We start from the raw sequence: 15,450 nt of genomic DNA on the forward strand, positions 1-15,450 counted from the left end.
GGTACGACGTGACTCCGGTGGGTACCGTCGAAGGATGAGAGCTGTGCTGTGCCTTGCCCTGGTGCTGATGCTTGGAGGTGCGCTGGTGTTCTGGCGGTCGGGAAGCAGGTCGCGGCAGGACACCGAGCTGGCCGACGCCCGAGCCGAGGCACAGCGCTGGTACGAGCGGCTCGGCGGGCAGTTGATGAACCTGCACGGCGACGCCCCGGCGGTACGCCAGGCGCTGGCCGACGCGGGAGAGCGGTACAACGCGGCCGGCTCCCAACTGGAGCAGGCGCGCACCCCACACCAGTTCGCACTGGCCCGGGAGACCGCGCTCGAGGGACTGGCGTACATCCGGGCGGCGCGGTCCGCGATGGGTATCGACCCGGGGCCGGAGCTGCCGCCGCTGGCCGCCGCCCGGGGTGCCGGGACGCTGACCAGGGAGCGCGAGGTCAGCGTGCAGGGGCAGACCTACCGGGCCGGCCCGCAGCCGGGCAACCAGACGCCGTACTACTACCCGGGTGGCACCTGGCAGGGGCGGCGGGTGCCGGCCGGCTGGTACTCGACGCCGTGGTGGAAGACCGCGCTCGGGGCCGGCGCCGGGGTGATCGGCGGCATGCTCATCGCCGACGCGCTCTTCTCGCCCGCCTTCGCCGACCCGGGCCACGGCTACGAGGCCGGCTATCAGGAGGGCTTCCAGGACGGCTTCGGTGACGGCCAGGGCTACGGCGACCAGGCCGGCGGCGACTTCGCCGGCGACCAGTTCGCCGGCAACGACTTCGGTGGCGGCCAGGGCGGCGGCGACGTCTCCGGCGGCGATTTCGGTGGTGGCTTCGGCGGCGGGGACTTCGGCGGCTTCGGTGGGGGCGACTTCGGCGGGGACTTCGGCGGCGGCGACTGGTGACTCCTGCGCCGCGCGGCGCAGGAGTTAAAAGGGCCCCCTGTTATGCGTGAGGCGTTAACAGGGGGCCCTTCCTTACCCCTCAGCCGGTGTTGCGCATGCCGGCGGCGATGCCGTTGACGGTGGTGAGCAGTGCCCGCTCCAGCGCCGTACCGTCGTTGGGGCCGCGGCGCCCGCCCGGCGCGGTCGCCACCGCCCGCCCGGGGGCGCCGGAGTCGCGGTACTGGCGCAGCAGCGCCACCTGGAGGTGGTGCAGCGGCTCCAGGTAGGTGTCCCGCACTGCCAGGGTGCGCTGGAGCACGGGCGAGTTCTCCAGCAGGGCCGGTGAGGCGGTGACCGCCAGCACCTCCTGCTTGGTCAGCTCGTACTCCTCCTGGATCTTGTCGAAGATCGGGTGCAGCTTCTTCGGAACCAGCGTCTCCACGTACCGGCGGGCGATGCTCAGGTCGGTCTTGGTCAGCATCATCTCCACGTTCGACAGGAACGTGCGGAAGAAGTGCCAGTTGCGGTGCATCTCGGCGAGCACGTCCTGCAGGCCGGCGGCGCGCGCCGCGGCCAGGCCGGAGCCCACGCCGAACCAGCCGGGCACGATCTGCCGGGTCTGGGTCCAGCCGAACACCCACGGGATGGCCCGCAGGCCGGCCAGACCGGCGCCCGTGTTCGGCCGCTTCGCTGGCCGGGAGCCGATGTTGAGTGCCCCCAGCAGCTCGGTCGGGGTGGAGGCCCAGAAGTACGCGGCCAGGTCCGGATTCTCGACCAGCGACCGGTACGACCGGAACGCCGCCTCGGAGACCGCGTCCATGGTGGCGTCCCAGCGTTCCAGCATCTCGGCCGGCTGCCGGGGCGCGGTGTGCAGCAGCGTCGCCTGGAGCACCGCCGCGACGGTCAGCTCCAGATTCTCCCGGGCCAGCGCGGGCAGCGTGTACTTGTCGGAGATGACCTCGCCCTGCTCGGTCACCTTGATCGCGCCGTCCAGGGTGCCGTACGGCTGGGCCAGGATCGCGTCGTGGGTGGGACCGCCGCCCCGGCCCACCGTGCCGCCCCGGCCATGGAACAGCCGCAGGTGCACGCCGTGCCGGGCGGCCACGTCGCGCAGCGCGCGCTGGGCCCGGTGGATGGACCACTGGCTGGTGGTGATGCCGGCCTCCTTGTTGGAGTCGGAGTAGCCCAGCATCACCTCCTGCACGTCACCCCGGGCCGCGACCAGCGCTCGGTACGCGGGCAGCGACAGCAGCTCGTCCAGCAGTTCGCCGCCACTGTTCAGCTCGGACGGGGTCTCCAGCAGCGGGACGAAGCCGATCCGGGCCCGGCCGCTGTGCGCGTCGACCAGGCCGGCCTCGCGGGCCAGCACCACTGCGGCGAGCACGTCGTCCACGCCGAGGGTCATCGAGATGATGTACGACTCGATCACCTCGGTGCCGAATCGGTCCTGTGCCTCGCGGATCGCCGCGAAGACGTCGAACGTCTTCTGCGCGTTCTCGGTGAGCGGGCTGTCCAGGGTGGAGAGCGGCCGGCGGCCGGCCAGCTCGTCAGCGAGCAGCTTGGTGCGCTCCAGCCGGGTCAGCGACGGGTAGTCGGACACCTCCCCGACCGCACCGTAGAGCTGGGCGAGGACCGCGTGGTGCGCCTCGGCGTGCTCGCGGACGTCCATGGTCGCCAGGTGCAGCCCGAACGCGGACACCGTACGGATCGTCGAGGCGAGCCGGCCCACGGCGGTGAGCTGCCCGGAGTTGCGGGCCAGCGAGGCGCGCAGCAGCTCCAGGTCGGCGATCAGCTCGGCCGAGCCGCGGTAGTCCCGCCCCGGCACGTGTGCGGTGCCGGTACGCAGCCGCTCCCGCGTGTTGGCCAGCTTCGCCTTCACGCAGCGCGCCTTGAGCCGGTACGGCTCCTCGGCGTTGACCCGGCGGAACCGGGGCGCCACCTCGGGCAGCGCGTCCAGGTCGGCGGCGAGGCTGGCGGAGAGGTCCAGCGAAACCGCGCGCAGCCGGCGGGAGACGGACACCTCGCTGATGAGCGCGTCCATCGCCTTCTCGGTGGCCTCGATGCCGTGCTCGTGCTGGATCCGCAGCACCTCGCGGGTGACGGTGGGGGTGACGAAGGGGTTGCCGTCCCGGTCGCCGCCGATCCAGGTGCCGAAGGTCAGCGGGCGGGCGGTCGGCGAGGTCTCCACCCCCAGGGTGCGCAGCGTGTCGGCGAGGTCGTCGAGGACCTGGGGGGCGGCCTCGGCATAGAGGTCACGCAGGTAGTAGATGGCGTTGCGGGCCTCGTCGGTCGGGTCCGGCCGGTCCAGCCGCAGCTCGTCGGTCTGCCACATCAGGTCCAGCAGCTCGGCCAGCCGCCGGTTGGCCGGGCCCTCGTCGCTGGCCCCGTAGAGGATGGCGTTGGCGGTCTCGGCGTCCAACTCGTCCGCGACGGCGCGCAGCTTGGACAGGATCGACCGGCGGGCCGCCTCGGTCGGGTGAGCGGTGAAGACCGGGCGTACCGCGAGCCGGCGGGCCACCGACGCGATCTCCTCGGCCGGCACCCCCCGCTCGGCGATCATCCGGGCCGCCTGGTCCAGCCAACCGCCGTGCATGGCCCGGCGTCGGCGCAGGTCGCGGGCCCGGTGCACCTGCTCGGTGATGTTGGCTAGGTGGAAGTAGGTGGAGAAGGCGCGGGCCAGCTTGGTGCCCGTGGTGACGTCGAGCCCGGCGAGGCGCTGGGCGGCGGCGGGGGCGTCGGATCGGACCTGGGCGCGGATCTCCTCGACCAGGTCGAGCAGCGGTCGGCCCTCCTGCCGGGCGAGGGTCTGCCCGAGCAGCGTGCCGAGGCGGCGGATATCGGCCCGCAGTGCGGCGTCCGGGCCGTCGTGGTCGTGCTGGTCGGTCACGGGTGCGCTCCTTACGCGAGTACGAAGGACAGCGCTGTCCGACTCCCTGGATCGTATCCGCGTCCGGCCGTCGGGCAGGAGGGGGACGGCGTGATGATCTGCACTCTGGGACGGGCGGGCCGGGTCAGCCATCGGTGATCGGCCTGCCCGGCGCGGTCAGGCGAGCCTTCCCGGCCCGGGGCGCGCCGGTGTGCCCGCGGGGTGGGCTTGTGCAGCGCCCCGACATGGGCCGCGATGAACGCGGTGGCCAGGGCGAGCATGCCGGCCACCAGCCCCACCGTGCGCGGCAGCCAGTCGCGTACGGGCAGGTCCCGCTCCGCCTCATCCACCGGCTCAGCCCATTAACCCGACATGCCCGAGCTAGGCGCTTTGCCGGGGCGGAAATCGCTGGCTCGACCGGATAGCGTCCGATGATGAGCATCCCCAGTTACCCGCCCAAGCCCCGACCGGGTGACCGGGTCGCGGTCGTGTCGCCCTCCGCCGGCCTGCCCGGTCTCTTCCCGTACGTGTACGAGCTGGGCCTGCGCCGGCTCCGCGACGAGTTCGGGCTGGAGCCGGTGGAGTATCCGACCACCCGGCAGATGGGGGCCGACCCGCGGGACCGGGCGCGGGACCTGACCGCCGCCTTCGCCGACCCCACGATCACCGCCGTGCTCGCCACGGTCGGCGGGGACGACCTGGTCACGGTCACCCCGCACCTGGACGACGAGGTGCTGCGGGCCAATCCGAAGCCGTACTACGGCTACTCGGACAACACCAACATCCTCAACCACCTGTACCGGCTGGGCATGGTGGCGTACCACGGCGGCTCGGTGCTGGTGCACCTCGGCCGGCCCGGCAAGCCGCACCCGCTCACCTTCGACTCGCTGCGTGCCGCCCTCTTCACCTCCGGCTGGTACGACCTGAGCCCGGCGGCGGAATGGGGTGACCAGCCGAACGACTGGCGGGACCCGGCCACGCTGGCGGACGAGCCGGCGATGCTCCCCGGTGAGGGCTGGCGGTGGCACGGGCCGGCGACGGTGGTGCAGGGTCGCACCTGGGGTGGCTGTCTGGAGATCCTGCACTGGCTGATGGCGACCGACCGGGTGCCGTCGGCGGCGGAGCTTGCTGGCTCGGTGCTGGTCTTCGAGACCTCGAACGAGCTACCCACCGCCCAGGAGGTCTTCCGCATCGTGCGCAACATGGGCGAGCGTGGCCTGCTGGCCGCCTTCCCGGCGATCGTGGTCGGCCGCCCGAAGGCGTGGGACTTCGACCAGCCGCTGCCGGTTGCGGAGCGGCTGGCGTGGGCCGAGGCGCAGCGAGAGGCGATCATGAAGGCGCTGGCCCGGTACGCCGACGATCCGGTGGTGGTCTTCGACGTCGACCTCGGTCACACCGACCCGCAGTTGATCATCCCGTACGGCGGCGAGATTCGGGTCGACGCGGTCGAGCGCCGTATCTCGGTGCGCTACTGACCCGATCCTGCCTGCGCCCGACGTCGGCCGGGCGCTCGGTCCGGGCGTGGCCCGAGCCACTTGACGGTTCGCTGAGTCGCAACATCGGCTCCAGTTGCGTGATGTAGCGGTGTCGACCGGCCTTGGATACCGCAACATCGCGCATCTGGAGTGGACCTTGACCCGGCCGGGCGGGTCAGGCCGGGCGGGTCAGGCCGGGCGGGTCAGGCCGGGCGGGTCAGGCCGGGCGGGTTAGGCCGGGCGGGTCAGGCCGGGCGGGTCAGGCCGGTCAGGTGTCGATGACGGCGAAGGCGCGGACCGGGAAGGTGCCCATGCCGGCCACCCTCGGTGGCGCGGCGGTGAACCGGAAGCCCTCCGGGGGCAGCTCACCCAGGCCGGTCAGGTGCTCCACGATCGGGATGCCGGCGGCGAGCAGGCCGCTGTGCGCCGGGCGCGTGCCGGCAGCCGCCGGGGTCATGTCGTCAATGTTGATCGAGTCGATGCCGACCAGGGCCGCTCCCGCCTCGACCAGCAGGTCGACACCGTCCGCCGCGAGGTAGGGCGCGTCGGGGCCGGCGTACCGGTCGGTGCCGAAGTGCACGTCCCAGCCGGTGTGCAGCAGCACCGCCCGCCCGGTCAGGTCGTACGGGGCGAGCATCAAGCGGTCCACCGCCCGGGTGCCGGCCGGCACCCGGATCACGATCCCGGGCCGGTCGGCGAGGCGGTCCAGCGGGACTCCGGTGAGATCCGGCCCCTCGGCCCAGCGGTGCGCCGGGGTGTCCACGTAGGTGCCGGTGTTGGCGATCATGTCGATCTGGCCGACGTGGAACTCGACTCCCGGGGCGTACCTCGTTCGGGACTGCTCGCGGGTGAGCCAGTCGGTGATCCGGGGCGGCTGCCAGCCGGGCAGCGTGATCATCCCGTTGGTGATCACGTGGCTCAGTTCGACAAGGCGCCGGCCGTCGCTCGCCCCGACGGCGACTCCCCGGCCGCCCTTGTGCGGCTCCTCGACCACCGTCTTGTTGCTGATCCGCACCTCGCCCACCATCAGCAGCCCGAGGTGCCGCACCAGGAGTGTGCCCAGCGTGGCGTCGTCGATCTCCGGGCCGGGGATGTCCAGCCGGAATCCCTCGGTCCGCAACCCGCCGCCGTTGACGAAGCCGACCTCGGCATCGAAGACCGCCCGGAATTCACCCATTCCATCACCCGACCACACATCCCACCCCGGGGCAAGGTCCCCTGACGGCTCGACGGGGCAGGCGGCCCGGATCGTCGTTGGCGGGGGATAGGCTCGGAGGGTTCAACCCCCGTTCGTGTCGGACGCGGGGTTGTCGTCGTGCGTCGACCTCTCCTGGAAGTGATCGCAGATGCTCACCGGACTCTTCTCCGCCGCCCTGGCCGACCCCGGGTTGGCCCGGGCGCGTGACCTGGCGCGCTCCGGTGCCGCCCAGGTCGACGGCCTCGACATCACCGCGCCGGCCGCGCTGCGCCCGTTCGCTGTCGCCGCCGTCGCGGCCGACGAGCCGGCCGGCGGCGCGGGCCGTCCCGTGCTGGCGGTGACGGCGACCACCCGCGAGGCCGACGACCTCGCCGCCGCGCTGGGCAGCCTGCTGCCGCCGGAGCAGGTGGCCGTCTTCCCCTCCTGGGAGACGCTGCCGCACGAGCGGCTCTCGCCGCGTTCCGACACGGTCGGCCGGCGACTGGCCGTGCTGCGCCGGCTGGCGCATCCGGAATCCGTCGACGCGCACGGCCGGACCGGGCCGGTGCGGGTGGTCGTGGCGCCCGTCCGGTCGCTGCTCCAGCCGCAGCTCAAGGGGCTCGGCGACCTGGAGCCGGTGCAACTCGCCGCCGGCGACGAGGCGGACCTGGAGGAGGTCGCCCGCCGGCTAACCGACATGGCGTACGCCCGGGTGGACCTGGTCACCAAGCGGGGCGAGTACGCCGTGCGCGGCGGCATCCTCGACGTCTTCCCGCCCACCGACGAGCACCCGTCGCGGGTCGAGTTCTGGGGCGACGAGGTGGAGGAGATCCGCACCTTCGCCGTCGCCGACCAGCGCACCATCGAGCAGGTCGCCCAGCTCTGGGCCCCGCCCTGCCGTGAGCTGCTGCTCACCCCCGCGGTGCGGAAGCGGGCCGCCGCGCTCGCCGAGGAGCACCCGGAGCTGGCCGAGATCCTCGACAGGCTCGCCGAAGGCATCCCGGTCGAGGGCATGGAGTCACTCGCCCCGGCGCTGATCGGCGCTGACTCGATGGAACTGCTGCTGGACTGCATGCCGGCCGGCGCTCACGTCGTGCTCTGCGACCCGGAGCGGATCCGCACCCGGGCGCACGACCTGGTGCGTACCTCGGAGGAGTTCCTCCAGGCGAGCTGGGCCGCGGCCGCCGTCGGGGGCCAGGCCCCGGTCGACCTCGGCGCCGCCGCCTTCCGCACCCTGGCCGACGTACGCGCAGCGGCCCGCGCCCTGCGCCAGCCCTGGTGGGCCATCGCGCCGTTCGGCCTGGACGCGGAAGCCGCCCCGGCCCCGCAGCCGTGGGAGGACGAGCCGACCGAGGTCGACGTCACCCCGGACGACGCGATCGCGGTGACCCTGGCCGCCCAGCCCGCCCCGCTCTATCACGGCGAGACCGCCCGGGTGGTCGACGACCTCAAGCGCTGGGCCGGCGAGGGCTGGTCGATCGCGCTGGTCTTCGAGGGGCACGGCCCCGCCCAGCGGGCCGTCGAGGTGCTCCGCGACGCCGGCCTCGGCGCCCGGCTCACCGAGGAGGTGCCGACCGCGCCCGCCCCCGGCGAGCTGCTGGTCTCGTGCGGTTGCCTGACCGCCGGCTTCGTCGACGAGGCGTCCCGGTTCGTGCTGCTCACCGGCGACGACGTGACCGGCGGCCGGGGCACCTCCACCCGGGACATGCGCAGGATGCCCAGCCGGCGGCGCAACACCATCGACCCGCTGGAGCTGAAGGCGGGCGACCACGTGGTGCACGAGCAGCACGGCATCGGCCGGTACGTCGAGCTGGTGCAGCGCACGGTCAACGGCGCGAGCCGGGAATACCTGGTCATCGAGTACGCCCCGAGCAAGCGCGGCCAGCCCGGCGACCGGCTCTTCGTCCCCACCGACCAGCTCGACCAGCTCTCCAGGTACGTCGGTGGGGAGCAGCCCACCCTGCACAAGATGGGCGGCTCGGACTGGCAGAAGTCCAAGGCCCGGGCCCGTAAGGCGGTCCGCGAGATTGCCGCCCAGCTCATCCAGCTCTACGCCGCGCGCAAGGCGTCCAAGGGGCACAACTTCGGCCCGGACACCCCGTGGCAGCGGGAGCTGGAGGACGCCTTCCCCTGGCAGGAGACGCCGGACCAGCTCGCCGCGATCGAAGAGGTCAAGCGGGACATGGAGCAGACCGTCCCGATGGACCGTCTCATCTGCGGCGACGTCGGCTACGGCAAGACCGAGATCGCGGTCCGGGCGGCGTTCAAGGCGGTGCAGGACGGCAAGCAGGTGGCCGTGCTGGTGCCCACCACCCTGCTGGTGCAGCAGCACTACAACACCTTCGCCGAGCGGATGAGCCAGTTCCCGATCACCATCCGGCAGCTGTCCCGCTTCCAGACGCCGAAGGAGACCGAGCAGACCCTGACGATGGTCGCCGACGGAACCGTCGACATCGTGATCGGCACCCACCGGCTGCTCCAGGCGTCCACCCGGTTCAAGCAGCTCGGCCTGGTCATCATCGACGAGGAGCAGCGCTTCGGCGTCGAGCACAAGGAGCACCTGAAGACCCTGCGGGCCTCGGTCGACGTGCTGGCCATGTCGGCCACCCCGATCCCGCGCACGCTGGAGATGGCGATCACCGGCATCCGGGAGATGTCCACCATCGCCACCCCGCCGGAGGAACGGCACCCGGTGCTGACCTTCGTCGGGGCGTACGACGACAAGCAGGTGGCCGCGGCGATCCACCGCGAGCTGCTCCGCGACGGGCAGGTTTTCTACCTGCACAACCGGGTGGAGTCGATCGAGAAGGCGGCCCGCCGGATCCGGGAGCTGGTGCCCGAGGCCCGGGTCGCGGTGGCGCACGGCCAGATGGGCGAGGAAGCGCTCGAGAAGGTGATGGTCGGCTTCTGGGAGAAGGAGTTCGACGTCCTGGTCTGCACCACGATCGTGGAGTCCGGCATCGACATCCCGAACGCCAACACCCTGATCGTGGAGCGGGCCGACCTGCTCGGCCTGGCCCAGCTGCACCAGATCCGGGGCCGGGTCGGCCGGGGCCGGGAGCGGGCGTACGCGTACTTCCTCTACCCGTCGGACCGGCCGCTGACCGAGAACGCGCACGAGCGGCTGGCCACCATCGCCCAGCACACCGAGCTCGGCGCCGGCATGTACGTGGCGATGAAGGACCTGGAGATCCGGGGCGCGGGCAACCTGCTCGGCGGCGAGCAGTCCGGCCACATCGAGGGCGTCGGTTTCGACCTTTACGTCCGGATGGTCGGCGAGGCGGTCTCCGCGTTCAAGGGCGAGCAGCCGGAGGAGGAGACCGAGGTGAAGGTGGACCTCCCGATCGACGCGCACCTGCCGCACGACTATGTCGGGGTGGAGCGGCTGCGGCTGGAGATGTACCGCAAGCTCGCCGAGGCCCGCGAGGAGGAGCGGCTGCACGAGGTGGTGGCCGAGATGACCGACCGGTACGGCGAGCCGCCTGCGCCGGTGCAGAACCTGGTCGCGGTGGCCCGGTTCCGGCTGCTGGCCCGCCGGTACGGCCTCACCGACGTCTCGATGCAGGGCAAGCACCTCCGGTTCGGCCCGCTGCCGCTGCCCGACTCGAAGCAGCTGCGGCTCAAGCGGTACCACCCGGACTCGGTCTACAAGCAGGCGCTCGACCAGGTCAGTGTGCCTCGGCCGAGCACCCGTCGGGTGGGTGGCGAGCCGCTGCGCGACCAGGCGCTGCTGGAGTGGTGCGCCCAGCTCCTGAAGGACGTGCTGGGCGAGCCGGTCGCCGCGCAGTCGGCCGGCGCGGCGGCGCGGTGAGCGCGGTGGGTGGCGGAGAGCCGGAGCGGCCGTGAGCCGGTCGGGGTGGGCGGCGTCACAGCTGCTTGGCGGGCATGAGAGAGTGGCCGTCATGCGTGCTCGCCGTCTTGTCGCCGCCGCCAGTGTGGCGGTCGGTCTCGTCGCCCTCGCCGGTTGCCGTTCCGAGCCGGGAGTCGCCGCGTACGTCGGTGACCACCGCATCACCGAGGATGCGGTGACCAACATGCTCGACGGGCTGCGGGCCAAGCTGCCCACGCCCAGCTCGGAGGAGAGCGCCAGCCCCGAGCAGGCCGCGCCGAGCGGGTCACAACTGCCGTCCCGTGGCGTGCTGGTCAGCGACATGGTGCTGCTCGACGTCTGCCAGCGGCTCTCTGCGGACAAGGGCTACCAGCCGCAGCAGCGGGTCACGGTGGAGCAGGTGGTCTCGCAGTTCGCCATTCCGGCCGACACCGCGTACGCCGAGATGGTGGCCGACCTGATCACCTGCAGGTCCGCGCTGCCCACCGAGTCGGTGGCACCGACCAAGCAGGATCTCACCGAGTTGGTCGACGCCGGCAAGGCGGCCGGGGTGATCCCGGCCGAGGTGACCGTCGAGCAGGCCGCCGCCCAGCTCGATGGCGACCAGCTGCGCGGGGCGCTGGGCAGCAAGAAGCTGCTGGCCGAGGCGATCGCCGACTACCAGGTCAGCGTGAGCCCCCGGTACCGCCCGCTGGAGATCCCACTGCTCAGCTTCTCCGCCGGGCAGGCCGCGGTGAGCGTGCCGCTCGGCGAGCCCGGTTCTGAATCGGTGACCAACGTCTCCACGCCTGAGCCGCAGGTCGTCGAGTCGGCCGGCGCGGTCGCGCCCTGAGCATGACCGCCCGGATCGTCCTGCTGGTCACCTCGCCGCGGCTCCCGGCCGGCCTGCTCACCGCGGCGGCCTGGGACGTCGTACGTTCCGCGCCGGTGCTTGCCGGCGCGGAGAGCGAGCTGACCGGAGCGGTCCGAACGGCGGGCGCCGAGGTCACGGTGGTGGCCGAGGGCGCCACCCAGGCGTTGCTCGACGCGGTGGCGGCGCACGACACGGCGGTCTGGCTGGCCGGGCCGACCGGCGACGAGTCGCTCGCTCGGGAGCTGGGGTTGCGGCTGGCCCGCGAGCCGGGCCTGGCCGAGCTGGAGCTGATGTACGGCTCGTGGGACCCGCCGGGTGCCCGGCTGCTCGACGCAGTCGAGGTGATGGACCGGCTCGCCTCTCCCGGCGGTGATCCGTGGAAGCGGGCGCAGACCCACCGCAGCCTCGCCGGCTTCCTGCTGGAGGAGTGCTACGAGGCGTACGACGCGATCAGTGCCGGCGACACCGAAGAGCTCCGCGAGGAACTGGGCGACGTGCTGCTCCAGGTGCTGCTGCACGCCCGGCTCGCCGAGGAACTGCCCGACGGCAGGAGCTGGACCGTCGACGATGTGGCCGGTGGCCTGGTCGACAAGATGGTCCGGCGCAACCCGCACGTCTTCGGCGGGGCCGAGGCCGCCTCGATCGAGGAGATCGAGGCGAACTGGGAGCGGATCAAGCGGGCCGAGAAGACCCGCGAGTCGGTGCTGGACGGGATCGCGATGAGCCAGCCGGCACTGGCCCTGGCCGCGAAGATCCTGGACCGGGCCGGCCGGATCGGCCTGGCCGTGCCGCCCCCGCTGGCCGACACCCAGGTGGATCCCGAGGCCAGGCTCGGCGCCAGCCTCCTGACCGCCGTCGCCGCCGCGAGGCAGGCCGGGATCGACCCCGAAGCCGCCCTCCGCCGCACCGCCCTCGCCTACGCGGACGCCGTCCGCACCGCCGAACGCGCCCCCCACCCCACCCCCGACCAGTCGAGTTGATCATGAGGTTGTTGTCGCGGTTCCCGCGCCGGACGACAACAACCTCATGATCAACCGGTAGGGCGGCGCTGGGCGGGGGCGGTCGGTAGGGTTTGGGCGTGGAGGCGTTTGTGCCGCTCGCCGAGCGGATCGTGGAGGCGTTGCTGGAGAGCCGGCCGGGGCTGGCAACCGCGGCCGGGGACCACCGGTACGACGACCGGCTGCCAGATCTGTCCGCCGATGCCCTCACGGGCGACCAGGCGATGCTGCGGGACGCGGCCGACGCCCTCTCCGAGATCGACCCGGACTCGCTCGACGTCGAGGAACGGGTCGACCACGCGCTGCTCAGCAGCATGGTCGACCAGGGGCTGTTCGAGCTGGCCGAGATCCGCGCCCACGAGTGGGACCCGCTGCGGCACAACCCCGGCCCGCTGCTGCACGCCCTGCTGGCCCGCCCGTACGCGCCCGTCGAGGAGCGGCTGACGCACGTGGCCGGGCGGCTGGCGGCCGTACCCGACGCCCTGGCGACCGCGCGCGCGACGCTGCGCGACATGCCGCGGATCCACGCGGAGACTGCGGTCGGGCAGTTCACCGGCACGGCGGCGCTGATCCGCGACGAGGTGCCGGCGCTGCTCGCCCAGGCACCCGCGCTGCACGGCCGGGTGGAGCCGGCGGTGACCGCCGCGATCGCCGCGCTGGAGGAGTTCGTGGCCTGGCTGCGGATCGGGCTGGCCGCCGACACCGGCCCCGGCCGCGACCCCCGGCTGGGCCGGCGGCGCTGGGAGGCGCGGCTCTGGCACACCCTGGACACCGAGCTGAGCGCCGCCGAGATCCAGCGCCGCGCCTGGGCCAACCTGGACCGGGTGACCGCGGAGATCCGCGAGGCGGCCGTCGAGCTGGTCGGCGGCCCGGCCGACGACGCGACGGTACGCCGGGCGTTGGACCTGCTCGCCGCCGAGCACCCCGACGACGCCACGATCGTGGACCTCGCCTCGGTGACGCTCGACGAGGCGACCGACTTCGTCCGCGGGTACGACGTGGTCAGCCTGGTCGACGACCCGTGCGTGATCCAGGAGATGCCGGAGTTCGCCCGGGGCGTGGCGGTGGCCTACTGCGACTCGCCCGGTCCGCTGGAGACGGCGAACGTGCCGACCTTCTACTGCATCGCGCCCACCCCGGCGGACTGGCCCGCCCAGCGGGTCGAGTCGTTCTACCGCGAGTACAACGACCACATGATCCGGAACCTGACCGTGCACGAGGCGATGCCCGGTCACTTCCTCCAGCTCGCCCACGCCCGCCGGTACGCCGGCCCGACCCGGGTCCGGGCGCTCACCGAGTCCGGGGTGTTCGTCGAGGGCTGGGCGGTGTACGCCGAGGAGGTGATGGCCGGCCTCGGCTTCGGCGGCCTGCCGGTCCGGCTCCAGCAGCTCAAGATGCAGCTCCGGATGACCATCAACGCGCTGCTCGACCAGCTCGTGCACTGCGAGGGGATGCCCGAGGCGGAGGCGATGGCGCTGATGACCGGGCGTGGCTTCCAGGAGGAGGGCGAGGCGGCCGGCAAGTGGCGGCGGGCGCTCCTCACCTCCACCCAGCTCTCCACGTACTTCGTCGGGTACAGCGAGATGGCCGACATCGCCCGCGCCCGTCCCGACGGGGTGTCGGTACGCGAGTGGCACGACGCGATGCTGGCGCACGACTGCCCGCCGCCCCGCCACCTGCGTACCCTGCTGGGCGTGTAAGGAAGGGCCCCTCCTGACGCCTCCGGCATAGCAGGGCACCCCTCTCACGCCGGTCGCGCGGAACGCGGCGGTGTGCGGGGAGCGGGGAGCGCCGCCAGGGGTCAGCGGCGCGCGACGACGTCGATCAGCCAGCGGGAGAGGGAGTACGCGGGCGGCAGCTCCGCCGGCAGCGCGTCCACCGGGAACCAGCGCGCCTCGGTGATCTCCCGCGCGTCCACCACCGGCTCGGCGTCCGGGTCCGACACGGTGGCGGTGAAGCCGGCGAGCAGCGTCCCCGGCCCGGAGATCGCCCAGGGCTGGCTGTCGACGTACGCGGGCCGCCCGATGGCCAGCCCGACCTCCTCGCCGACCTCCCGGTGCGCGGTCGCCTCCAGTGACTCGCCCGCCTCGACGAACCCGGCCACCAGCGCCCACAGCTCCGTCGGCCCGTACGCGTGCCGGACCAGGAGCAGCTCGTCGGGGCCGCCGGCCCGGCCGGGGCGGGTGATCGCCACCAGCACGGCGACGGAGAGCGGCACGAACACGGTCAGGCCGCAGTCGGGGCAGCGTCGGCCGGTCTCGCCCGGCACGTCGGCCAGCTCGGACCGGCACGCCCCGCACCAGCGGTGCGTACGCCGCCAGGTGACCACCGCGAGCGCCCGCCCGGCGAGGTTGGCCAGCGGTTCCGGCAGCTCGGCGGCGACCCCCCGCCAGCTTCGCCAGCGTCCGGGCAGCGCCTCGGCGTCGGTCGGCTCGGCCGCCCAGGCCGGCGTCCCGTCCAACGTCCCGAGCGGCACCCAGTCGAGGCCGGCGGGCAGCTCGCCGATCCGGTGGAACCACCCGTCCGGCGAGGTCAGCAGTCTGCGCCCGGCCACCGGCACGGCCAGGTCGTCGGGCGCGGGCGGTCGGCTCCGGTCGGAGCCCGGGACGAACCCGGCCCGGCCGGTCGACGCGGCCGGGGTCACGGGGTCGCCGAGCGGTGGTCCACCACCTCGGCGTCGGCCGGTACGTCGAAGGCGGTCGGCTCGACCGTGTCGGTGTACCGGCTCAGCGTGATCTCCGCCGGCTGGCCGTCCAGGGCCCCGGTGAAGCTGGCCAGCACGCCCTCCGTGGTGACGCAGGCGGTGAAGCGTTCCCCGGCGCGGGTGACGTCGACGCAGGTGGCGTGGTGCCCGGCCAGGGTGGTGTCGCTCTGCTCGATGTCGGCCTCGCGGTCGATCGCGGCGTCGGTCAGCATCCGGATCACCGCCGGCGGGGTGACCAGGTGGTGCTTGCGGGCCTCGGTGTAGACCACCACCGACGGCCTACCGGCGGTCAGCACCGGCGGCGACACGACGCAGGAGGACCGCCCGCCGTTGGTGTCGCAGCGCGTCAGGGCCTGCTGGGTCACCGTGATCTTGCCTTCCGGCCAGGTGTACGCGGAGCGGAGCGGCTCCGTCGTCTGGGCGATCGAGGCGGTCCGGCCGCCCGACAGCTGGTAGTCGGCGGCCCAGGTCTGCTCCAGGGCCCGGTCCATCCGGGCGGCGAGGTCGTTGACCAGGTCGGCCCGCCCGAGCGCGACCCCGGCGTCGTCGAGGGCCTGGCAGCCGGTGACCGTGAGCGACGCGATGACCGAGGCGGTGAACACGCGGAGAGTCGTCGAGGCGGCGGGCATGCTGCCCAGCCTTGTCGATCGGGTCAACGTATCGCAAACCCGATGCCGGTTGAC

Annotated in this window: 11 protein-coding genes; 6 read left to right on the forward strand and 5 right to left on the reverse strand. The window is 73.2% G+C overall.

All coding sequences use genetic code 11. The annotated features are described in order from the left end of the window. Window positions 1-34: 34 nt before the first annotated feature. Complete coding sequence (locus ACIRG9_RS00675) at window positions 35-886, forward strand: hypothetical protein (RefSeq protein WP_402848136.1); 852 nt, start codon at window positions 35-37, stop codon at window positions 884-886. 79 nt (window positions 887-965) lie between these two features. Here the strand turns inward: ACIRG9_RS00675 and ppc are convergent, their stop codons facing one another. Then, window positions 966-3,752, reverse strand: a complete 2,787-nt coding sequence (gene ppc / locus ACIRG9_RS00680) for a phosphoenolpyruvate carboxylase (RefSeq protein ID WP_402848138.1) — start codon at window positions 3,750-3,752, stop codon at window positions 966-968. 11 nt (window positions 3,753-3,763) lie between these two features. Beyond that, window positions 3,764-4,081, reverse strand: coding sequence for a hypothetical protein (locus ACIRG9_RS00685; protein ID WP_402848140.1), 318 nt, complete (start codon window positions 4,079-4,081; stop codon window positions 3,764-3,766). A gap of 84 nt (window positions 4,082-4,165) precedes the next feature. On the opposite strand from ACIRG9_RS00685, the gene ACIRG9_RS00690 reads away from it, so the two are divergent. After that, entirely contained in the window at window positions 4,166-5,206 is a 1,041-nt protein-coding gene (locus ACIRG9_RS00690) for a S66 peptidase family protein (RefSeq protein ID WP_402848142.1), read from the forward strand. A gap of 268 nt (window positions 5,207-5,474) precedes the next feature. Here ACIRG9_RS00690 and ACIRG9_RS00695 read toward each other — a convergent pair whose 3' ends face one another. Then, window positions 5,475-6,383 (reverse strand): cyclase family protein, encoded by a 909-nt coding sequence (locus ACIRG9_RS00695; RefSeq protein WP_402848144.1) that lies wholly within the window; start codon window positions 6,381-6,383, stop codon window positions 5,475-5,477. Between the two features lie 169 nt (window positions 6,384-6,552). Between ACIRG9_RS00695 and mfd the strand changes: the two genes are divergently transcribed. From mfd to ACIRG9_RS00715, 4 genes are all read left to right on the forward strand, one after another. Beyond that, on the forward strand, window positions 6,553-10,194 hold the full coding sequence (gene mfd, locus ACIRG9_RS00700) for a transcription-repair coupling factor (protein WP_402848146.1): 3,642 nt from the start codon (window positions 6,553-6,555) through the stop codon (window positions 10,192-10,194). Between the two features lie 91 nt (window positions 10,195-10,285). Further along, complete coding sequence (locus tag ACIRG9_RS00705) at window positions 10,286-11,044, forward strand: hypothetical protein (protein WP_402848148.1); 759 nt, start codon at window positions 10,286-10,288, stop codon at window positions 11,042-11,044. Between the two features lie 2 nt (window positions 11,045-11,046). Further along, window positions 11,047-12,045 carry a nucleoside triphosphate pyrophosphohydrolase gene (locus ACIRG9_RS00710; RefSeq protein ID WP_402848150.1) on the forward strand — a complete coding sequence of 333 codons (999 nt, stop codon included), beginning with the start codon at window positions 11,047-11,049 and terminating at the stop codon, window positions 12,043-12,045. 98 nt (window positions 12,046-12,143) lie between these two features. Further along, window positions 12,144-13,763: a DUF885 domain-containing protein gene (locus ACIRG9_RS00715; RefSeq protein WP_402848152.1), complete on the forward strand. Its 1,620-nt coding sequence runs from the start codon at window positions 12,144-12,146 to the stop codon at window positions 13,761-13,763. 101 nt (window positions 13,764-13,864) lie between these two features. Here the strand turns inward: ACIRG9_RS00715 and ACIRG9_RS00720 are convergent, their stop codons facing one another. Both ACIRG9_RS00720 and ACIRG9_RS00725 read right to left on the reverse strand, forming a co-directional pair. Continuing rightward, window positions 13,865-14,707: an NAD(+) diphosphatase gene (locus tag ACIRG9_RS00720; protein ID WP_402848154.1), complete on the reverse strand. Its 843-nt coding sequence runs from the start codon at window positions 14,705-14,707 to the stop codon at window positions 13,865-13,867. Next, a complete protein-coding gene (locus tag ACIRG9_RS00725; protein WP_402848156.1) occupies window positions 14,704-15,396 on the reverse strand; it encodes a hypothetical protein in 693 nt (230 codons plus the stop codon). Before ACIRG9_RS00725 ends, ACIRG9_RS00720 begins: the two co-directional genes overlap by 4 nt. Window positions 15,397-15,450 lie beyond the last annotated feature (54 nt).

The sequence above is a fragment of the Micromonospora sp. NPDC093277 genome, from assembly GCF_044765245.1.
Lineage (GTDB): Bacteria > Actinomycetota > Actinomycetes > Mycobacteriales > Micromonosporaceae > Micromonospora.